Genomic DNA, 20,491 nt, shown 5'->3' with positions numbered 1-20,491 from the left:
CCAGAAGCGGCTCTTCAAGGCACGGATAAATCACTTCTCGCTCAGCAGCTTCTGCAGCACGGGAAACACGCTGGCCGGGCGGAAGGCCGTGTTGTGGTTTTCGCCGGGCAGAAGCTCGAATCTCGCATCGATCTGGCGTACCTGCAGCGCCGCCACGTAGGCCTGCGCCAGGGCAGGCGCGGTGTTGTCATCCTTGTCACCGGTCAGCGCAATCACCCGTGTGCTCGCCGGCACCTTGCCGGTCCAGTTCAGCGGATTCTCGCTCTTGCTCCAGGCCCGCCGCCCGGCGCGCCAAGCCACCGTGTCACAGGGGCAGGACACCAGCACGGCCGTATCGATCAGTCCTGGCATCATCCCGATCAGCGTAGCCGTCGTCGCCGCCCCGCCGGAGTGGCTGACCACCATCAGCCGGGCCGGCTTGTACTTTGCGCGCAGACGCTCGATGGCCGTGCCGACCTCGGTCAGATTCTCCTGCGTGTAGTGATCCGAGCGCCCGCTGCTTGTCTCGGCCACGCCAGACGCAGCGCCGCTGCCATCCGGATAGCCCGGGCGCACCAGTGCCACCGACAGGATCTTGCTGGCGAAGGGCTCCTGCGCCAGTTTCTCGGCATACGGAAAGTGATAATTCGCCGGCCCACCGGAGGACACATCACCGTGCAGCCACACCACCAGCGTGTCCGGCGTCGGCGAACCGAAGCGCCGCATCAGCAGACACTGCGAAGCACCGGAAACCTTCTGCGTGAAATCTTCGGCATCGCAGACTTCAGCGAAGCCCGGCAGGGAGGTCAGCAGGAGCAGGCTTGCGAATATCGGTTTGAGCAGTGACATGTTTGAGTCCTTTGGATCATCGGGAAGTTTTGCCGACGCAACGCCGGCGCAGCACGGCACCCAGCAGCAGCGCCAGCAGCATGAAGCACGCGGCAAACGCGCAGACCACCAGGCCAGGACCGGCCGCATCCAGCTCGTCGAAACTCAGGTTCAGCGCGCTGGCCGCCAGAGCAAGGACGAGCAGCGCCAGCAACAGGGCCACGCCGGGAACCAGCCACAGCAACATGTTACGCATGCATCCGTCCTTGCCCGGAAAGTATCCCTGCGTTCAACGGCACGCGGACCTCAACGGGGTGATGGCGAGCGGATATTTTTTGCGTTCGGGTGACAAGAACCTCGCCCAGCCGCATCCGGCGTTCTTCTCCGACAGGCCTGCCCGAAGAGCCTTGCCATCCGGGGGCTCGCGAAGTGAATAACCGAAGATCCTTGCTGGATGCGGATTTCCGGCCGATCAGTCGCGCTTCGCCGGCGGCTGCAACACTGGCGCAGCGAAATCCGGCGCGAAGAGCATGCAATGCCGGTTGATCAGATGCACGCTGGACGAATCGTCTTCACCCGGTTTGATGCGCCGGGCCTGCAAGGCCTTGAGGCGCTCGCGGCGGGCTGCGACGCCACCAATCAGCAGCTCGTAGGGCGCGGCATCCGCCGTGCCGTCATCCAGACGGAAATCATGCTGTTCCCAGCGCATCGGCAAGCCCGGCAAACGGCAGTCTTCCTTGATGCCGACGATGTGGCTGAAATCCAGCTTGTGCGCGTCGAACCAGATGAAGCTCGGCAATGCGTAGTAGCCGGACAGGCGGCGCAGCGTGCTGGTGTCGAAATCGATGATGCGGATTTCATGCGGCACCTCGGGGGCATGCGCAAAGCCCACCACCGCGAGATAGCGCCCGCAGTCCGACCAGATCGCCTCGTGCGCCACCAGACCCGGATCGACGCCGCAGGAAGTCTGCAGACGATAGCCGTGCCAGGCCTCGGCATCCAGGCCATTGCTGACGTCATGAAAGAAGCGTGCGGTGTTCTCCGGCCGGGCGCGGTTGATCAGCTCAGCCTCCGCACTCAGGCGCAGCACGCCGACGTAGCTGAGTTTCGACAGGTCGATGCGATAGCGGTAATGGCGTGTTGCGCGTGCGCGCAGTTCTTCGTGCTCGCGCCCCTCGGCATCCCACCAGCTCACCTCGTCATCATCGCTGGGGAAGAAATAGCTTGCGTCATAGGTCTCTGCCTCGCGTCGGCCGGTGCTGCGCGGCATGGCACAGGCGGTGGCGACAAGCTGGCCGGGCGCATCGCTCGTCATTTCCTCGAAATGCTGCCAGGTGGAGGGATCGCAATGCCCCAGCGCCACGCGGGTAGCCGCATCCAGGCTGAAATGGCCGCGCAGGCTGCAGAAATCCAGCAGCTCGTCACGCAGGATCAGGTAACAGCCCTCCCAGCGTTTCCAGTCAGCCTGCTCCTCGGGCGCATGCGGCGCGTCGATCCACTGCACGCGGGGCAGCACGCGCGCCGGCTCACCGAACACCTCGCCGTCAATACTCACCTGATAGCGTGCATGGTCGTAGCGCAGGAACGGATTGCGCAGCATGCCCGCCGTATCCGGCAGCAGGCTCACCACATGATGCCCGCCTGAGCTGACGATGCGCGTCTCCGCAAAATCCGGAAAAGGCTCGCGCTCCGGCTCGTCCGGCACCCACCAGCCATCATCCTGCACCATCGGCAGCGCCTGCCATCCGGCCAGTCGCCGGGGCAGGCTCCCGTCATCCGGCAGTGGTCCGCTCACCCGGTAGCAGCACTTCTCCTGCAGGTCGACGAGCAAATCTTCCTCCTCGCGGCTGGCCGGGCTCAGGCGCGCATAGCGCCCCCCGTCCAGCAGCTGCACCGAGTCCAACATCGATCTGAACGCACAGCCATTCCCGAAAATGATCTCGCCATAGCTCGGCCCGCCCATGCCGAGCTCACCCCACATGAAGCTGTGGAATGCATCTGGCGCTTCCGTACTCTCCGGGCGATGCAGATTGATCGTGCCATTTGCGCGCAGCTCGGGCATGGGTAACTCGCTGATCAGGAAGGAAGGTAATTCACGCGCCGGACGGCCCGCACTGGCGGAGGAAGGCTCGCTCACCAGGACGAAAAGCACCCAGGCACAGGGCCAGGTGAACAGCGGCGCAAACACCATCGCCAGCCACTCACCCGCCACCGCATAGCCCACCAGGAACTGCAGGCCCAGACCCAGCGCCAGACCGCCATACAAGCCGCCGAGCATGCGCCGGTAGCGCGGCCAGTCCAGCCGGTAACTGGCGCGATGCCCGACCAGCAACGCTGCCCCGGCCAGCAGCAGATAGCCGACGGGCATGAACAGCGCGCAGACGGCAGCGGGAAGGGTGAGAAACAGGAGGCGGAGCATGTTGCGGAGTATCGCAGCTGCTCCGAATCGAGGGGAAGTGTCAGTCTGCGGTGCTCAAATAGTCTGTGGTATCTCCGCCTGCACCTGCCGGGCCAGCGACAGGGCCGCATCAACCGAATCACCCAGTACGGTGAAATGCCCCATCTTGCGCCCGCTGCGCGCCTGCTTCTTGCCATACAGATGCAGCTTCAGACCGGGGTGACGGAGTGCCTTGCCGAAGTCTGGCGCACGCGGTGACCACAGCCCTCCCAGCAGATTGACCATCACGGCCGCGGAATGCGCTTCGGGTCTGGCCAGAGGCAAGCCACAGAGCGCGCGCACCTGTTGTTCGAACTGGCTGACGAAGCAGGCATCCAGCGTCCAGTGACCGGAGTTGTGCGGGCGGGAGGCGATTTCGTTAACCAGCAGGCACTGGCCGACGAGGAAGAACTCCACGGCGAGCGTGCCAACGTAATTGAGCTTGTGCGCAATTTCAGCCGCGATGCTGCGCGCTTCGGCCTGAAGCCCGGCATGAATGCTCGCCGGAGGCGCAATCGAAATGTCGAGAATGCCATCGCGATGCTGGTTTTCGCTGGCGGTGAAACATTCCACGGCGCCGTCGCCGGCGCGCGCCAGCACGACGGAAAGCTCCGCGTCCAGCGTCAGCATCTGCTCCAGAACGCAGGGCTCATTACCCAGCTGGGCGAAGGCCGCCGCCGCCTCCTGTTCATCACGCACCCGCGCCTGCCCCTTGCCGTCGTAGCCGCAGCGGACCACTTTCAGGATGGCCGGGAACAGCTTCGCATCCAGTCCGGCCAGATCTTCAGCCGAGGCCACGCTGGCAAACGCTGCGTGGGGCAGACCATGGGCGGCAAGAAAACGCTTTTCACGCAGGCGGTCCTGGCAGATCGCCACGGCTTCTGCGGCCGGATGCACCGGCACCCGTGCCGCCAGCCAGCGCAGTGACTCGGCCGGCACACTTTCGAATTCGGTGGTGACCGCCGCGCAGCGTGCCGCCAGCTCGCTTAGCGCGAGTTCATCGTCATATTGCGCGCGGATATGTCCGTCGGCCACGCTGGCCGCCGGGCAATCGGCTTCAGGGTCGAGCACGATCACACGATAACCCATGTCGCGGGCGGCCAGGGTGAAATAGCGGCCCAGCTGGCCGCCACCGAGGATGCCCAGGGTTGCGGGAGGCAGAATCATGGCGCGCCCTCCAGCTGCATGGCCAGCACCTTGTCCGTCTGTTTCTGGCGGAAGGCATCGAGCTTCGCTGCCAGCGCGGCATCGTGGGTCGCCAGCTGGGCCACGGCCAGCAAAGCGGCATTGGCCGCGCCGGCTTCGCCAATGGCAAAGGTGGCGACCGGCACACCGCGCGGCATCTGCACGATGGAGAGCAGCGAATCCAGCCCGGACAGGGCCTTGGACTGCACCGGCACGCCGAGCACCGGCAATGGCGTCAGGGCCGCCAGCATGCCCGGCAGGTGCGCCGCGCCACCCGCCCCGGCGATGATGGCCTTGAGCCCGCGTTCGCGTGCGCTGCTGGCATAGTCAAACAGCAGTTGCGGCGTGCGGTGCGCCGAGACCACGCGCGCTTCGAACGCGACGCCGAACTCTTCCAGGATGCGCGCGGCCGCCTGCAGGGTGGGCCAGTCCGAATCCGAACCCATGACGATGCCGATCAGTGGTGAGGTGGGGTGTTGCATGCGGTGAAACTCCATCAGGCGAGCAAAAAGTGAGCAATCCCGGCATACAGCGGAATGCCGAACAGGATGTTGAACGGGAAGGTAATCCCCAGCGACATGCCCAGATACATCGAGGGGCGGGCTTCGGGGATGGCATAGCGCAGCACCGCAGGCACCGCGATGTAGGAGGCACTGCCGGCCAGCACCATCAGCAGGGTGGCATTGCCCGCGCCAAGCCCCACTGCGCTGGCCAGCGCCAGAGCCAGTACGGCGTGGCACAGCGGCCCGGCCAGGGCGTAGAGCAGCAGCCAGCGCGGCACGCCCTTCAGTTCGCGCAGGTTGCGCGCGGCAAGCAGGCCCATGTCCAGCAGGAAGAAAGCCAGCATGCCCTTGAAAAGATCGCCCGAGAACGGCTGCATCGCGTGCTTGCCGGCTTCGCCGGTGATGATGCCGACCAGCATGGCGCCGAGCAGCAGCAGTTGCGCGCCATCGGTAAAGGATTCGTGCAGCACCTTGCGCAGCGAGAAACCCCCGGCAGGCCCGCCCAGCGCCGCCGTGCCGCCCCCCAGAGGCACCGCACCGCGCTGACGCAAGGTGTTGGCGAAGAGCACGGCCATGATGATGGCGGGCGACTCCATCAAGGCCATCGCGGCAGCCATGTGTCCGCCGAAAGCCACCCCACGGCTTTCCAGATACTGGATGGTCGTGATGAAGGTCACCGCGCTGACCGAACCGTAGGTTGCCGCGATGGCCGCTGCATCAAAGCCCGGCAGATAACGCCGCAGCAGCAGATAGCCGCAGGCCGGCACGATGAAGGCCAGGGCCACGGCGCAGGCCAGACTGGTGGCCACCTCGCTGGTCAGGCCCGAAACCGCCAGCGCGAACCCGCCCTTGAGCCCCAGCGCCATCAACAGGTAGAGCGACAGGAAGCGCGAGATCTGCGGAGGAATCTCCAGATTCGAGCGCACGGCGCCGGCCAGCAGGCCAAAAGCGAAAAACAGGATGGCCGGATCAATGAGGTTTTGCATGGCGAAACCTTGCTGTGGAAACGGCGCAATCCTAGCGAGGACGCAAGATCATTAAAAATCTATTATTCTAATGTTCAGAATAGGTATTTACTGATGAACGCCAGTTTCCGCCAGTTGAAGCTTTTCCTCGCCGTGGCCAAACAGCGCAGCATTACGGGCGCCGCGCGGGTCTGCCACGTGACCCAGCCTTCGGTTTCCATGCAGCTCAAGGAGCTCACCGAATCGGTCGGCCTGCCGCTCTACGAAATGGTCGGCAAACGCCTCGACCTCACTCCGGCCGGCGAGGCGCTGGCCGAAACCGCGCGGGCGATGGTCGAGGAATGGGCGCGTTTCGAGCAGCAGATCGATGCCATGAAGGGCCTCACCCGAGGACGTTTGCGGGTGGCCGTGGTGAGCACCGCCAAGTATTTCGTGCCACGAATCCTGGGGACGTTCTGCCGGCGCTACCCCGAGATCGATATCGAACTTGATGTGCAGAACCGCGATGGCGTGGTCGCCAACCTGCGCGCCAACCGCAACGATCTCTACATCATGTCCATCCCGCCGGAAGACATCGACATCGAGCGCCTCCCCTTCCTGCCCAATCCACTGGTGGTCATTGCCCCGCTCGACCACCCGCTGGCCGGGCGCCGCAAACTGGAACTGGCCGATCTGGCCCAGGAGCGTTTCATCCTGCGCGAGCGCGGCTCCGGCACGCGCACGTCCTGCGATGCGCACTTCCGCAGCCAGGGCTTCAACCCTCAAGTGAGGCTGGAACTGGGCAGCAACGAAGCCATCAAGCAAGCCGTGTCCGGCGGTCTGGGTCTGTCCGTGCTGTCACAGCATTCGCTGTCCACCCATCTGGAGGACGATCAGCTCACCGTCTTGCCGGTCAGCGGATTTCCCGTGCTCTGCAGCTGGTGGATTCTCTACCCGCGCGGAAAACGCCTGTCGCCGATTGCACAGGAGTTCCTGCGCCATCTGGAAGCGAGCGCGGCAGAGTTACGCCAGCGCCCATCCGGCCGGGTCTGAGTCAGGGCGCGGTGGCGCGCCCGCGAAACACCAACAAGCTCCACGGAGGAGGGAGTAGCAGCTCAGCTAGCCGGATCAACACTTGCAATGGCTAAACGGGGAGCCTCCGGTGCCGTTGGCGCAACACCTCAAGGCGGCCATTCAGCATATTCACCAAACTTGTCATTAATGTTGTTTTAAATTTTTTTAACATATTTATACTGATGCGCCCGCACTACTCAGCGGACAAACCGGCGCGGTGCGCCGCCCGGGCATCACTCAAAAAAGACAAGGAGTCACACGTGTTTGGATTGCTGAAGAACGTTCGCATCACCAGCGTCGGCGCCATGGGCCTGGCACTGGCCCTGCTGTCCGGCTGCGCTATCAACATGCCGGTGCCGGTCACCGACCCGGCGCCGTCAGCAGACAAGTTCGCCAAGGCCGAGGCAGCGCCGACCAGTCTGTACTTCGTCGACGCACAAAGCGCCGAAACCAAAGCCAAGCTGGTCACCGGACTGATCCCGATGAAGCCCACCTACAAGGATCAACCGCTCGACGCCGCGGCCTGGCTGGCTCGCAACACCGTCACCGAACTCGCTGCCCGTGGCTTGCCGGTCAAACAGGCAACCGCCGCCGATGGCGCCACCACGGTGCAGATCAAGCTGATCAGCAGCCAGAATCATCGCGTCAGCGGCTTCTCGCCCTTTGAAACCTATACCAGCCTGAACGCCGACCTCATCACCGCCAAAGGCCCGCAGCGCATCGCTTTCTGGATGAAACGCGGCAAGGTGCCGGTGTGGTCGTTCAACGAAGTCATCGACCCGACCTTCAATGTGCCGCTGGGCATCATGAGCAAGGAACTGGCCGCCAAGATCAACCAGAAGCTGTTCGGTGCAGCCATCAGTGATGCACAGGTCGACGCCTTGGCCAAGAAGATCGAAGCTGCCGGCAAGGCTGCCGATTTCAATGACGTCTACGCTCTGGGCTACGGCAACAACCCGCGTGCCGTACCGGCGCTGGTGAAGCTGGCCGACTTCGGTGACGACGACGTGGCCCATGCCGCCATCTCGTCCCTTGGCGCGCTGCTCGCCAATGACCAGTTGCCGCTGCTCACCAAGCGCTTCGAGAATGACAAGACTGACTGGGAAGACCGCGCCATCGCCCTGAAGGCGATCTGTGATCTGGACGGTGCCGCCGCCAAGGCATACGTGCAGAAGACCGAAGCAGCTCTGGCCGACAAGTCCGACCGCGCATCGAATCTGTTCAAGGCCATCATCGCCCTGTACAAGTAAGCCGCAGCCAGCCTCGCTGACTCAAAAAAGGCCGCACGATTTCGTCGTGCGGCCTTTTTCATGTCCGGAAGGAGTCCGTCCCACTGGCCTCACGCGGCGGAACGGACTTATGCAGACAAGCTCATTTTGTTGCGGGCAAGCGCACACCATCCTGTTTCAGCCCCGGTGCATTCTTCACCGAGAGGGCCTCGTCCTTGCCCTGATAGCCTTCAAAACGCACGTTGCGCAGCACGCCGTTTTTCAGGCCGTCGATCTTGATCGATGAGGTGTTGATCAGCAGCAGGTCGTCCACGGTGATGTTTTCGTGGAAGCTCTGCGTCTTCATGTCGCCGACGACTTCGAGCACCTTGAAGTCGACTACTTTCAGCTCGCGTTTCGGCCCTTGGGGAATCGGCGTGGGTTTCCAGTCCGGCGTGAATTCCACGGTGTTGTGCAGAACCTGGATGTCCTTGAACTGGCCGGGTTTCGAAGCGGGTTTATAGTCGAGCAGCAGGTTCACGTCGGAATACTCCAGCGTGAAGATGAAGCCTTCGCGCTGCAGATCGCGGTGGGCATTGTCGCGATAGACGATGCGCCGCCCGCCACCCCCGTTGATGTTGTTGCTCTTGGCGCGCAGGCCGATCCAGGTGAGATTCACCACGTTGTCTTCGGCAAGGATGTCTTCGATCCAGGCGCCGGTGTGGCTGCCGATGACCACCGCGCCGTGACCACGCCGGATGTAGTTGTTGAAGATCCAGGCGTCACGCTGTGGTTCCTGCTTCGCGGCTTCCTCGCCGGTGCCGGCAGCGAAGTTGATGCAATCATCGCCGGTGTCGAAAAAGCTGTTGAAGACGGTGATGTGCTCGCTGTTGCCAAACTCCAGACCATCGGCATTGTTCACATCCCAGGTCTCCAGCTTGACGCCATTGACAGCGACATTGCGCCCTTCGAGCACCATGATGCCGTGGAAGGCCGGATTCTGCCCGGTGATGCCACCGATGTAGAGGTTCTCCACGCCGCGCAGGGTCATCAGGCTGGAGCGGCGCTGGCTGTAGGCGGCATTCAGCGACAGGCCCTCGGCCAGTGCGCCATCGACCTGCGCGCTGGCAAGGATGCCCAGCTGCTTGTACGTGGAGTTCGTGCCAAAAACGAATTGCGGGATGTCGCGGCCGCTTTCGTCTCTCAGGCTAGCCTCGGCAGCACGCTTCCAGCCATTGCCGTCGATGCTGCCTTTGCCGACGATGCGGATGTTGCGCAAGGCGCCAGCTTCACGCTGACTGCGGTTCAGGGCGTTGATCAGCGAGGGCGGGCGCTGGGTGGTGGAATAGGTGTACAGCGTGTAGCCCAGGCTGACCGGATAATCTTCGGCCCGTTCGGAGCCGAGCAAAGTGGCGCCTTCGCTCACTTCGAGGGTCATGTCGCTCTTGAGGAAAAGCGCGCCGCTTTTGAACACCCCCTTGGGAATCACCACCGTGCCGCCAGCGGGGCAGGCGGTGATGGTGTCCTGGATGGCGCCGGTGTTGAGCGTCTTGCCGTCGCCAACCGCGCCATGCTGCGTGATGTCGCAGCGCGGCGAGGGCTTCGCGGTGCGCTGGTTGATCACCTTGCTGGGGGCAGAGAGCGAACCATCGGCATGCTCGGCACGCACCGAGAACTGGTAGGAGGTGTCGGGCCGGAGGCCTTCGACGGTGAAGTTGTGGAGGTCGGCCTGCACATGCCGGCGGCCCTGATAGGCGCCGTAGAAAGCTTTCATGTAGGGCGCGGCGGGCGAATGTTTCGCCACGTTTTCGCGCGCGCTGCCGATCAGCTTGCCGTTCTGGTAGACCTTGTAGTCGACCACTTTGGCGTAGTCGGCAGGCTTCTGCCAGACCAGCACGATACTGTGATCATCGTAAGCCAGAGCGGGGACTTTCAGGGCGCCGGGCGCCGCGCCCGCTGCCGCAGCAAAACCGGGGAAAGCTAGCATGAGTGCGCCGGACAGAAGCCCGGGCAAACGGGAACGTGCGTACGAACGGCAGGTGTGCAGCATGTCATCCTCCTGAGTGTTTTTGTAAGCGCATGGTAGCGCCAGCCACTGCAAATTTGAGCAAAGTTGTCAGGCCGTGGCGCCCGCCGCATTACATTGCCAAGCGACGGAACGCAAAGCCAAGCGGGCTGTCACAGGCTACACTTCGCCACCTTACCTGAACGGGAAGTTCTCATGCGCGTTCTGTCCGGCATCCTGATTCTTGCTCTTGGCTGCTCTTCCGCCTTCGCCCAGCGCGGGCCTGAAGACGTGGTCAGGGATTTCTACACGGCCCGCGTGGCCAGCACGAGCACGGGCGCCCCCAGTGGCCGCGAGCTGGCGGAGTTTTCTGCCCACCTCGGCCCGGAACTGGTGTGCCTGCTCGGCGCGGCCCTGCGTTACGACGAAAAGTTCGCCCAGGCCTACCCTGATGACAAACCGCCCTTCGTCGAGGGCGATCTCTACTCCAGCAGCTTCACGGCGCCGACCCGCTTCAGCCTGGGCAAGCTGCAACAGAAAGCCGGCAGCGCCAGCATCCCGGTGCATTTCTATCTGGACGACACCGACAAGCCTGACACCACGGGCTGGCAGGATCTGGTGCATCTGAAAATCGTCCGCAAGCATTGGGCCATCGCCGACATCGAGTATCAGGCGGGTACCAGCAACAAAGGCACGCTGTTTACCAGCCTGCGCGAGAAGCTGGAAAATGCCGAGCCGGCCGCTGGCTGGAGTGTGCGCGAGCTGGATTCCTGCACCATGGACAAGGTGCCGGCGAAGGGCAAGACCAAAGCCAAGGCCAAGACAACCGGCAAGACCAAAGCCAAAGCGGTTGCCAAACCGGCCGCCAAGGCCGCCAGCAAACCCACGGCCAGCAAGAAGAAGGCGCATTGAGCAGCTTGCGAACAGCCAGCTACATGCCAGGGCCTGCTCCGGAATCCGCTCCTGGCCTGCGTCTTCAGTCCCCCATCGCGGAGCGCTATGATCGGCGCGCATGTGCGCGATGCCTGCCCGCACAGGGCCGCCACATGCGGCTCGGCGGGCATGTGGTTATCGCGGGAACCTTCTGGCCTGCCGTCAGCCCAAGCGGCTGGCGTTGTCACCCCTAACCGTAACCCTTTCCCGGACTCTGACCATGTTGCCTGAGCTTGTCCTCCGCCGTCCTCGCCTTGTCCTGCTGGTGCTGGGGATTTTCTGCTTCGCTTCGGTAGGCACGGCCGTCGTGCTCGGCGAGCTGTTCGAGCTGGAAGTGTGCGCGATGTGCTGGTTCCAGCGGATTGCCTTCTTGCTCGCCGGCAGCGGTTTCCTGCTCGCGGCGGCCTGGCCTCGCGCCAGCATCCTGACCCAGCGCATTGGCGAACTGGGCCTGCTGGTCGGTCTGGCCAGCGCGGCCCGCCAGGTCTTCCTGCTGTACAACCCGGAAGCCGCCAGCGGCAGCTGCGGCGCAGGGCTGATGTATTACCTGAAGATGGGCTATTACGAAGCCTTCTTCCGCGCCGGTCTGGTCGGCGGAGTCGAGTGTGCCGAGAATCAGCCGCTGATCCTTGGTCTGCGCCTGCCGCAATGGAGCCTGCTGGCCTTCTGCGGCATCATCGCGCTGTATGCCATCTGGCTGTTCCGGAAAGGCCGCGCCGGCAAGCCGGCCTGAACCGGGTCAGCGCGCGGCTGCGGCAGGCGGTGGCAGGCCGCGCGCGATGGCCTCAACCTGCAGTTCGCGTTCCTCGCCGCTGCGCAGGCGCAGCTTGATGATCAGCGGGATGCGATCGCCACTCTTCACGGGCTGACTCAGACCGATCAGCATGAAATGCTCGCTGACCGGCGTCAGATACAGTTTCTTGCGCGCCGGCAGGACGATCTGCTCCAGCTTCACCGGGCGCAGCGGGCCACCATCCAGCTCCAGACTCATGTCGCGCAACTCGACCGAGCGCGCCAGCGGCGAACGGGCGCCGACGATGACGCCGCCCTCGGTACTGACGATCTCCATGAACACCCCGGTGCTGCGCGAATCGGCCAGCGAACTCTTCGCCCACGGCTGAGTCACCGTCTCTTCCGCCTGCACGCCCGTTGCCAGCAAAGCCACCGCACCGGCCATCAACCATCTGCGCATACCTGATCTCCTTGAAACGAGGCTGCATGATACCGCCTGCCGATTTCCGGCGTGCCGGGCCGCAGGGTATCCTTCGGCATTGTCATTCCTGTCGTGGCGCAGCATCATGCTCAACTCCCTTCTCGCCATCAGTGCCGGTGCCTCGCTCGGGGCCGTGCTGCGCTGGCTGCTGGGCACCTCGCTGAACGCATTGTTCCCGGCAATTCCGCCCGGCACCCTGCTCGCCAACCTGATCGGCGGCTACCTGATCGGTCTGGCCGTCGCCTTCTTCGGCCAGCACGCCGGGCTGGCGCCGGAGTGGCGGCTGTTCGTGATCACCGGCTTTCTCGGCGGGCTGACCACCTTCTCGACCTTCTCGGCCGAAGTCACCACCCTGCTGCAGCAAGGCCGCCTGCTGTGGGCCGGCGGCGCGATCGCGGTGCACGTGCTGGGTTCGCTGGCGATGACCCTGCTGGGGCTCGCGACGTTTGCGCTGTTCAAAACCTCCTGAACGCATTCCCTCCTCGACAGACCCTGCGCGAGGGGCTTGACTGAAAGCATGGCACGGCACTTTCCGGAGGTGACCCATGCAAGGCTTCCAGCTGAGTTTCTTCACCGAGCAGAACCGCAGGCATCAGGGCGTGCCACTGGCCGAATGGCTGGTGCAGGAGGCGCGCCGGCTCGGCGTGGGCGGCGCCACCGTGATCGCAGCGACTGAAGGCTTCGGGCATCGCGGCAAGCTGCACTCGGCGCACTTCGTGGAGCTGGCTGATCAGCCGGTGGAAGTGACGCTGGCAGTGAGCGCGGCCGATGCGGAGCGCTTCTTCGCCCGTCTGGCCGAAGAGAAAGTCAGCGTCTTTTACGTCAAGACGCCGATTGAATTCGGCATGACCGGTGCCTGAATAGCCGCAGCCCGCAAGGCTCTTCAGCCTGCCCTGCCGGACAGCCTTTCGGGATGCTCCTCTCCAGCATGCCTGCCTGAAGAACAAGGCTGGAAGCGGCTTCGCCACATGCCGAAGCGGCACTCCTCCGCCCGCCCAAGACCGGAAATGCACAACCGCCGGACACCGGCTGCATCCTTTTCGCCCGGCCTGCGTCTTCCAGTCATCCCGCTTCCACTGCGCGCCTGAACCGATCATGCAAGAGCCTGCCAATCTGCCGTCATCCCCCCCATCCACCCGGCTGCGCCGCTGGCTGCTCAGCCTCGCCGTACTGACCCCCTTGTGGCTGCTGGCGTATGCGTATCTGGATGAATTCGCCACCGCCCTGCTGGGCCTGATCGGCCTGAGCCGCGCCACCCATCTGGGCGAAGCTGTGCATTTCTTCTTCTACGACACGCCCAAGGTGCTGTTGCTGCTGACCGGCATCGTGTTCCTGATGGGTATCATCCAGACCTTCTTTGCGCCGGAGCGCACCCGTGCGCTGCTCTCCGGCAAGCGTCTGGGCCTCGGCAATGTGCTCGCCGCCAGCCTCGGCATCGTCACCCCGTTCTGCTCCTGCTCGGCGGTGCCGCTGTTCATCGGCTTCCTGTCTGCCGGCGTGCCGCTGGGCGTGACCTTCTCTTTCCTGATCTCGGCGCCGATGGTCAATGAAGTCGCGCTGGTGCTGCTCTTCGGCATGTTCGGCTGGCAGGTCGCAGCGCTGTATCTGGGCATGGGTCTGCTGATTGCGATTGTCGCCGGCATGCTCATCGGCCGGCTGAGGATGGAGCGCCACCTTGAGGACTGGGTGCAGAAAATTGCCAAGGGTGAAGGCGCTACGCATGCGCCGGACGAGGATGTCAGCTGGGTACAACGCTTTGAGGCCGGGCGCGGGCATGTGCGCGAAATCGTCGGCAAAGTGTGGCCTTACGTGATCGCCGGGATTGCGCTGGGCGCCGGCATCCACGGCTATGTGCCGGAAGATTTCATGGCCGCAATCATGGGTCGCGACGCCTGGTGGTCGGTGCCGGCCGCCGTGCTGCTGGGCGTGCCGATGTACACCAATGCCGCCGGCATCATCCCGATTGTCGAGGCCCTGATCGGCAAGGGCGCCGCGCTGGGCACCGTGCTGGCCTTCATGATGAGCGTGATCGCGCTGTCAGCGCCGGAGATGATCATCCTGCGCAAGGCACTCAAGCCCCGGCTGATCGCCACCTTCGCCGGCGTGGTCGCCTGCGGCATCGTGCTGGTGGGCTTTGTTTTCAATGCAGTTCTGTAAGGAGAGAAAGATGAAAGTCACTGTCTATGGTCCCGGCTGCGCCCGCTGCCAGAAAACCGCCGAAGTCGTGCAGCAGACGCTGGAGGCGCGCGGCATTCCGGTCGAACTGGAGAAAGTCACCGACTACGCCGCCATGGCGATTGCCGGCGTGATGGCCACGCCGGGCGTGGCGCTGGATGGCAAGCTGGTGTCCACCGGCAAGCTGCCGACGGTGGCCGAAGTTGAAAGCTGGCTGGCATAGAGAGTAGCGCAATGATCAAAATGATTTTTTGCGCGCGTCGCCACCCTTCGCTGAGCCGGGAAGCGTTCCTCGATTACTGGCTCAACCAGCACGGCCCGCTGTTTCTCAAACATGCGGCCGACTATCGCGCGTTGCGCTACGTGCAGAGCCATACGCTGGCGATACCGCTCAACGAAGCAATCCGTGCTTCGCGAGGCGCTGCGCCGGAATACGACGGCGTCGGCGAGATCTGGTGGGCCAGCGAGGAGGACTTCCGCGCCGCCGTCAGCAGCGAGGCGGTGCAGAAGCTGCGCAACATGTTCGTGGAAGACGAAGCCCGCTTCATCGACCTCGCCAGCTCCAGCGTGTTCTTTACTGCGGAGCACGTACTGCTCGAATGATCGCGTGTTGAGGTTTCAGTGCCTCAATCCGCAGATCGGGGCAGCGGCTTTCCCGGCTCCAGCAGCATGATCAGGTTGCCGGCCACGGCGCAGACAATCCCCGCGACGGTCCAGATCCGCCACACGAAGCCTTCGAAGAAGCCGGACAGGATCAGCGCCAGAATCGGCACTGCGACGGCGATATAACCGGCTCGCCCCGCGCCGATGCGCCCGATCAGCGTGAAGTAGCAGGCGAAGGCAATCACCGAACCGAACACGGCCAGATACAGCAGCGAGGCAATGTAGGCCGGACGCGCATCGAAACCGAGCGGATGCCCCTGCGCCAGCGAAATCAGCAGGGCCGTCGCGCCGCCGAGGATCATCGACCAGCCGGTGCCCGCCAGCAGCGGCACGCCGCTCTGGTGATTGCGCTGGGACACCATATTGCTGCACGAAGCGAGCAGCGCCGCCGCCAGACCACAGGCCACGCCAAACCAGCCCGATGCGTCTTGCACCGTCGCCAGCTCCGGCCAGAACACCAGCACGATGCCCAGCCCGCCGAGCCCCGCGCCCAGCATCGACTTGCCATCCAGCCGGCGGCCAAAGGCCAGACGCATGCCGATCAGGTTGAACAGCAGCATGCTCGAATTCAGCACCGCCATCAGGCCCGAAGCAATATGCCGCTCGGCTTCATAGGTCAGCGTGTAGCTGATGCCAAACAGCAGCACGCCCTGCAGCGCCACCCAGCGCAGCTGTGGCAGCGGCAGCAGACAGGCTTCACCGCGCCAGCGACTCCAGATCAGGAACAGCACACCGGCGAGAAGGAAGCGGTAGCCCACCGACGCGGCCGGATCGACCGTGCCCAGCTGAAAGGTGATCGCCATCCAGGTCGAACCCCAGATCAGGCTGGCGGTGGCATACAGGAACGGACTAGGCAGGACGGCGGGCACGATGCACTCTGTTCAGGGGAAAACACACAGTCTGCGGGAACTGACGCGATGCAGGCAGAGACAGTCGCGCCGCAGTGGCCCGGTCGTAGCGCCGGGACAATCTGTCTGCTTGCACAAAAGCCGTTCGCAGGGCGTCGCAGGGAACAATGCGTGCAGAGAACTGCGGCCCGATGATTTTCTCATTGTGATGACATCAGACTTTTGTTCGGTGTAACGTCTGACATGCGGCGCAGTTTGCTGCGCTCAGTGCACCTTGCTTCGTAACGACAGAATTGATTGCACCATACACGGTGTAACACTATTACAGCACGAAGGATTTAATATGAAAAAACTACTGCTGCCACTTGTTTTTTTAATTTCAGGATGCGGAAACAAATCCGAAAACAGCTTAAATAACTCCCTCGAACAAAAACAGTCAGCCTCACATATTCCTTGGATTTACACGGCCTCAAAAGACAAAATGACTGACAAAATTTCACGCTCAGCCACCCTCTTTTCTGACGACAAATTGCCTGAGATATTTCCATACGAATCCGCCCCTGTCTCAATTTCAATCTATGAAGACGGGGATATCTACATATCATCAATCGGCGGCCATCAATTTGATTGTCCAGAAAGAAATGGCTGTGATATTTCAATACGATTTGATGGCGGAAATGTAAAGAGCTATTCAGCAATAGGCATTGACAGTAGTCCACCATTCCTTTCCATTAAAAACAATAACTTAATTAATGACATTAAGCTTGCAAAAACTATTCTTGTTCAAATACCATTGTTTCGCCATGGACACGGAATTGTAAAATTCGACGTAACCGATTTTGACCCGGAAAAAATTAGGGCTGCACAGCCATAGAGCGTCTGCAAGACGCCCAGCCCCATAGCCAGGCGGGGCGGGTCATTGACCCGCGCTGACGAGTCCTCCGCACCAAGCCTGTCATTGAGGAGTCAGCGACAGGCCCCCTTTTCCTTGAATTAAAGGGGCCAGGCCCGAATTAAATTCTCCGCGGCCCCTCAGCCTTGTAGGGTGCGCACCGCGCACGCGGAAACCGCCTTACCCCCTCACGGCGTCATCCAACCGGCCCAGCAATAAAAATCTCTTTGAAACGGTGCGCAATGCGCACCCTACGGCAAACCCGCGTCTGTCCTGCCTCACCGACCTGCCTGTCTGAAGACGCCCGCCCCATGCGCCTTTGCCGGCGTCGCGATTTGCTGGCGGGGCTGACCGCCAGTGCGGCGCCTTGCGCTATCCTGTCGCCTCAACGAGAGGCTGCCGCCATGATCGGCAGCCCGATTCCGCACTACGGTGCAGCCCTGAAGCAGACGACCATGAGCACTCCCCAAGTTCAGACCGACGCCGCTGCGCCGGTCTGGTGGCAGGCTTTCCTGCCCGCCCGTACCCCGATCAATGCCCGCGAACGCCTGCGCGTGGTGCTAGGCGGCCTGATCGGCATCGCATTCACCGCCCTGCTGAGTCATCTCGCCAGCCGCAGCATCGGCGCGTCCGTGTGGCTGGTAGCGCCGATGGGGGCCAGTGCGGTGCTGGTGTTTGCTGCGCCGGCAAGCCCGATGGCGCAGCCCTGGGCGGTTGTCGCCGGCAATACCGTATCGGCGCTGGTCGGGATCGGCATGGTGGCGCTGACCGCGTCACTGGGGATTCCCGAACTCACCGCCTGTTTGGCCGTGGCCGGCGCAATGGCGGCGATGCTGGCCTTGCGCTGCCTGCACCCGCCGGGTGGCGCCAGCGCCTTGACGATAGCCCTGGGCGGCATCAGCAGCCCGCTCTTCGCGGCGTATCCGGTGTTGCTGAATTCGATGCTGCTGGTGGCGGCGGGGATTGCCTATAACCACGCCACACGACGACCCTATCCGCATCCCCAGATCGCCCCGCCGAAGCCGGCCGAGGCGGGTCTGGATGCCGACCTTGATGCGGTGCTGGCGCATTACAACCAGGTACTGGACATCAGCCGTGACGACCTCAAGGCACTGCTCGCCGAAACCGGCTTGCGCGGCTATCAGCGCAAGCTGGCCGAGCTGCGCTGCAGCGATGTGATGTCACGCACGCTGATCACCGTGGAATTCGGCACGCCCTTGCAGGAGGCCTGGGCCTTGCTGCGCGACAAGCGCATCAAGGCACTGCCGGTGGTGGACAACTTCCAGCGTCTGGTCGGCATCGTCACCCTGGCGGATTTCATGCGTGCAGCGGAGCTGGATTCTTTTGAGGGCATCGAGGGCAAGCTGCACCAGCTATTGCGTCCCACGCCGGGCCATGACGCCAGCAAGCCCGAAGTTGTCGGCCAGATCATGACGCGCAAGGTACGGGTAGCCGGCGAGCAACGCCATCTGGTCGAGCTGTTGCCGCTCTTTGGCAGCACCGGTCACCACCACATTCCGATCATTGGCGCGGACGAACGCTTGGTTGGCATCATCACCCAGTCTGATCTGGTCATGGCGCTGAGCGGTGCGAGTCAGGGCAGTGCCTGAATGGCAGGGGAGCGAAGCTGATTTCACTCCCCCCCTGCCCGCGTCAAGTTTCTGTTTCCCGCGCAGGATTCGCAGCTTTTATCCAGACAGACAGCGCCCTTGTGCTGCGCCCCTGATCGCAGAGGTGTTCAGTTGAGTTCGACCGACCCCAGATCGCAGCGAGCCGTATTGCGCAACTCGCCGCGCTGATCTTCCGTGGTACAGCCGGAACCGGCATTGAGCAGCGGGCTTTGTTTGGCCGGCAGCATGGTCCAGGTCGGTCCGCCGTTGTCGGCAGGGGCCGAGAGCATGGGCGCAACAGCCTTGGGAGAAGGCACACAGGTGTCGCTGCCGCCATTGCTTTTGGCCGTCAGCCATTGCACGACGTTCGCGCCGGTCCCTGTCGTGCTGCAGGACATCGCTTGCCCCCAGGAATTGCCAGCGGAATTATCGAGAAACACCGAGTTGTTCACGCTGAAGCCCGTGCCAAAGATTGCGCCACCATGCCCACCCGCCTGGTTGGATGCAAAGGTCACGTTGTTGCTGCTGTGGCCGTCACCAAAAATGGCTCCGCCATAGCTCTTCGCAACGTTGCCGTGGAACGTGTCGTTGTTCAGCGTGCAACTGGGGGCGCAGTCCAGGTAGAGCCCGCCGCCATTTCCGTCGCTGGTATTCGACAGGAAGCTCGAGCGCCGGATGATGATCTCGCCATTGCTCACGCGCATCGCGCCACCCAGGCCGTTGTTGTTTCGTCCGTTGGGTGAGGCGCTGTTGGCGGAAACCGTTGTGCGGTCAATGATGATCCGGTCGGGTGGATACACCCACAGATAGGCTCCGCCACCGTTGCCATATCCCTTGTTGCCGGTGATCTGCGTGCCGCAGATGTAGACGTCGCCCCCGACGCTGTCATCCGGGCTGGTGGAGGCGCCGTCCGTGCCGATGGCGCCGCCATCTCCAAGGCTGCCATCAGTCGTGGTGAAGTTTCCGCTGAAGACAGAATTCACGATGGTCAGGGGAGACAAAAGGCTATAGACCGCACCACCGTACCAGGAGCTGTTCCCGGTAAAAGTGCTGCCAACGATGACCAGCGTGCTCGCCGTTCCCACGCCCACTGCACCACCACCACGGCCGGCGGTGTTGTTTTCGAATCGGCTGTTGATCACCTCGATCCGGTTCAGGTATTCCCCGGAAACGGCCCCGCCAATGCCCGCGCCCTCCATCGTCTTGCTGCCGGCGCCATTGATGAAACGCATGTTGCGCACTGACAGCGAGCGGTTGTTGGCGGAGACCAGAATGCGGTTCTTGCCACCACCATCAAGCGTGATCAGCCCCGCTCCGTCGATGACGGTCGCGTTCGGGAAGCGTATCTCGCTGCTCACCGGAATCGTGACCGGCGACTGTCCGCAGGCAAAAGTGATGTGCCCACCGCTCTGGGCGGCCGTCCTGAGAGCGGTTTCGGTGCAGCTGGCGGCTGTCCCCTGACCGACAACTACCCGCGTCGTTGGCAAGGCCCACGCTGTCGGTATGTCGCAAGTGGCCGAGGGGGTGACGCTTGAGCCGCCGCTGGAGCTCGTCGTGCTGCCGGCTCCGGAGCTGCTTGAGGACGACGAACCAGACGCGCCACTGCTACCACCTCCACCACCGCCGCCGCATGAGCAAAGGGATGCGAGCATCAGCATGACAATGGCTGTTTTGCCAAAAGTGGCGTGATTGGGCATGGAGAACCTCCGTCAGGATCGAGCAGACTTGGCGAAGGCAGGATGACAACAGAGATCGGTTTCAGGCCAAATTCATACCCGCCAGAAAACCGATGACGCCTGACAGATGGCGTTATGAGGGACGCTTCAGGATCTGGATTCAGCCGATCACCTTGTGCTTCAAGCGGATGGGGAAGGCACGCAGCGCAGACTGGCGCATACCCCGGAAGCATGTGCAGGGGGAATGTCACTTGGAACTCCACCCTGCGCCCCACGGTAACCCGCTTCGCGCGGTGCTTTGCGGGCATGCATTCTGCA

21 protein-coding genes are annotated in these 20,491 nt (G+C 63.0%); 11 read left to right on the top strand and 10 right to left on the bottom strand.

Annotated elements, in window-relative coordinates:
• Nucleotides 1-30 precede the first annotated feature (30 nt).
• The 6 genes from Q9Q94_RS05965 to Q9Q94_RS05940 form a co-directional block, all read right to left on the bottom strand.
• Nucleotides 31-828, bottom strand: a complete 798-nt coding sequence (locus Q9Q94_RS05965) for a S9 family peptidase (RefSeq protein WP_305979106.1) — start codon at nucleotides 826-828, stop codon at nucleotides 31-33.
• A 16-nt stretch (nucleotides 829-844) separates the two neighbouring features.
• Entirely contained in the window at nucleotides 845-1,063 is a 219-nt protein-coding gene (locus Q9Q94_RS05960; RefSeq protein ID WP_305979105.1) for a hypothetical protein, read from the bottom strand.
• 216 nt (nucleotides 1,064-1,279) lie between these two features.
• A complete protein-coding gene (locus Q9Q94_RS05955) occupies nucleotides 1,280-3,226 on the bottom strand; it encodes a hypothetical protein (RefSeq protein WP_305979104.1) in 1,947 nt (648 codons plus the stop codon).
• A 54-nt stretch (nucleotides 3,227-3,280) separates the two neighbouring features.
• The gene (locus Q9Q94_RS05950) at nucleotides 3,281-4,411 is read right to left on the bottom strand and encodes a 5-(carboxyamino)imidazole ribonucleotide synthase (RefSeq protein WP_305979103.1); all 1,131 of its coding nucleotides are present in this window, start codon (nucleotides 4,409-4,411) and stop codon (nucleotides 3,281-3,283) included.
• Nucleotides 4,408-4,911, bottom strand: coding sequence for a 5-(carboxyamino)imidazole ribonucleotide mutase (gene purE / locus Q9Q94_RS05945; protein WP_305979102.1), 504 nt, complete (start codon nucleotides 4,909-4,911; stop codon nucleotides 4,408-4,410). The genes Q9Q94_RS05950 and purE overlap by 4 nt, the downstream gene beginning before the upstream one ends.
• A gap of 14 nt (nucleotides 4,912-4,925) precedes the next feature.
• Nucleotides 4,926-5,918 (bottom strand): sodium-dependent bicarbonate transport family permease, encoded by a 993-nt coding sequence (locus Q9Q94_RS05940; RefSeq protein ID WP_305979101.1) that lies wholly within the window; start codon nucleotides 5,916-5,918, stop codon nucleotides 4,926-4,928.
• Between the two features lie 93 nt (nucleotides 5,919-6,011).
• Here Q9Q94_RS05940 and Q9Q94_RS05935 point away from each other — a divergent pair, with 93 nt between their 5' ends.
• Together Q9Q94_RS05935 and Q9Q94_RS05930 are read left to right on the top strand one after the other, a co-directional pair.
• Nucleotides 6,012-6,929, top strand: a complete 918-nt coding sequence (locus Q9Q94_RS05935) for a LysR family transcriptional regulator (protein WP_305979100.1) — start codon at nucleotides 6,012-6,014, stop codon at nucleotides 6,927-6,929.
• A 281-nt stretch (nucleotides 6,930-7,210) separates the two neighbouring features.
• A complete protein-coding gene (locus Q9Q94_RS05930) occupies nucleotides 7,211-8,200 on the top strand; it encodes a HEAT repeat domain-containing protein (RefSeq protein ID WP_305979099.1) in 990 nt (329 codons plus the stop codon).
• 121 nt (nucleotides 8,201-8,321) lie between these two features.
• On the opposite strand, the gene Q9Q94_RS05925 is transcribed toward Q9Q94_RS05930, so the two are convergent.
• Nucleotides 8,322-10,208 carry a glycoside hydrolase family 28 protein gene (locus Q9Q94_RS05925; protein ID WP_305979098.1) on the bottom strand — a complete coding sequence of 629 codons (1,887 nt, stop codon included), beginning with the start codon at nucleotides 10,206-10,208 and terminating at the stop codon, nucleotides 8,322-8,324.
• Nucleotides 10,209-10,379: 171 nt separating this feature from the next.
• On the opposite strand from Q9Q94_RS05925, the gene Q9Q94_RS05920 reads away from it, so the two are divergent.
• Together Q9Q94_RS05920 and Q9Q94_RS05915 are read left to right on the top strand one after the other, a co-directional pair.
• A complete protein-coding gene (locus Q9Q94_RS05920; RefSeq protein WP_305979097.1) occupies nucleotides 10,380-11,075 on the top strand; it encodes a hypothetical protein in 696 nt (231 codons plus the stop codon).
• 241 nt (nucleotides 11,076-11,316) lie between these two features.
• A complete protein-coding gene (locus Q9Q94_RS05915) occupies nucleotides 11,317-11,829 on the top strand; it encodes a disulfide bond formation protein B (RefSeq protein ID WP_305979096.1) in 513 nt (170 codons plus the stop codon).
• A gap of 6 nt (nucleotides 11,830-11,835) precedes the next feature.
• On the opposite strand, the gene Q9Q94_RS05910 is transcribed toward Q9Q94_RS05915, so the two are convergent.
• Entirely contained in the window at nucleotides 11,836-12,288 is a 453-nt protein-coding gene (locus Q9Q94_RS05910) for a copper chaperone PCu(A)C (RefSeq protein WP_305979095.1), read from the bottom strand.
• Nucleotides 12,289-12,394: 106 nt separating this feature from the next.
• Here Q9Q94_RS05910 and crcB point away from each other — a divergent pair, with 106 nt between their 5' ends.
• The 5 genes from crcB to Q9Q94_RS05885 all read left to right on the top strand — a co-directional run bounded on the left by crcB (nucleotide 12,395) and on the right by Q9Q94_RS05885 (nucleotide 15,087).
• A complete protein-coding gene (gene crcB / locus Q9Q94_RS05905) occupies nucleotides 12,395-12,778 on the top strand; it encodes a fluoride efflux transporter CrcB (protein ID WP_305979094.1) in 384 nt (127 codons plus the stop codon).
• A 76-nt stretch (nucleotides 12,779-12,854) separates the two neighbouring features.
• A complete protein-coding gene (locus Q9Q94_RS05900; RefSeq protein WP_305979093.1) occupies nucleotides 12,855-13,169 on the top strand; it encodes a DUF190 domain-containing protein in 315 nt (104 codons plus the stop codon).
• Nucleotides 13,170-13,404: 235 nt separating this feature from the next.
• Nucleotides 13,405-14,466 carry a permease gene (locus tag Q9Q94_RS05895; RefSeq protein WP_305979092.1) on the top strand — a complete coding sequence of 354 codons (1,062 nt, stop codon included), beginning with the start codon at nucleotides 13,405-13,407 and terminating at the stop codon, nucleotides 14,464-14,466.
• 10 nt (nucleotides 14,467-14,476) lie between these two features.
• Nucleotides 14,477-14,707: a thioredoxin family protein gene (locus Q9Q94_RS05890; RefSeq protein ID WP_305979091.1), complete on the top strand. Its 231-nt coding sequence runs from the start codon at nucleotides 14,477-14,479 to the stop codon at nucleotides 14,705-14,707.
• An 11-nt stretch (nucleotides 14,708-14,718) separates the two neighbouring features.
• Nucleotides 14,719-15,087 (top strand): EthD domain-containing protein, encoded by a 369-nt coding sequence (locus Q9Q94_RS05885; protein ID WP_305979090.1) that lies wholly within the window; start codon nucleotides 14,719-14,721, stop codon nucleotides 15,085-15,087.
• A 23-nt stretch (nucleotides 15,088-15,110) separates the two neighbouring features.
• Here the strand turns inward: Q9Q94_RS05885 and Q9Q94_RS05880 are convergent, their stop codons facing one another.
• Nucleotides 15,111-16,016 (bottom strand): DMT family transporter, encoded by a 906-nt coding sequence (locus Q9Q94_RS05880; RefSeq protein ID WP_305979089.1) that lies wholly within the window; start codon nucleotides 16,014-16,016, stop codon nucleotides 15,111-15,113.
• A gap of 322 nt (nucleotides 16,017-16,338) precedes the next feature.
• Between Q9Q94_RS05880 and Q9Q94_RS05875 the strand changes: the two genes are divergently transcribed.
• Complete coding sequence (locus tag Q9Q94_RS05875; RefSeq protein ID WP_305979088.1) at nucleotides 16,339-16,869, top strand: hypothetical protein; 531 nt, start codon at nucleotides 16,339-16,341, stop codon at nucleotides 16,867-16,869.
• Nucleotides 16,870-17,342: 473 nt separating this feature from the next.
• Nucleotides 17,343-18,497 (top strand): HPP family protein, encoded by a 1,155-nt coding sequence (locus Q9Q94_RS05870; protein ID WP_305979087.1) that lies wholly within the window; start codon nucleotides 17,343-17,345, stop codon nucleotides 18,495-18,497.
• A 128-nt stretch (nucleotides 18,498-18,625) separates the two neighbouring features.
• Here the strand turns inward: Q9Q94_RS05870 and Q9Q94_RS05865 are convergent, their stop codons facing one another.
• Nucleotides 18,626-20,194: a choice-of-anchor Q domain-containing protein gene (locus Q9Q94_RS05865; protein WP_305979086.1), complete on the bottom strand. Its 1,569-nt coding sequence runs from the start codon at nucleotides 20,192-20,194 to the stop codon at nucleotides 18,626-18,628.
• Nucleotides 20,195-20,491 lie beyond the last annotated feature (297 nt).

Source organism: Uliginosibacterium sp. 31-16 (assembly GCF_030730865.1).
Classification (GTDB): Bacteria; Pseudomonadota; Gammaproteobacteria; order Burkholderiales; family Rhodocyclaceae; genus Uliginosibacterium.
This window is presented reverse-complemented; position numbering and strand designations above follow the sequence as displayed.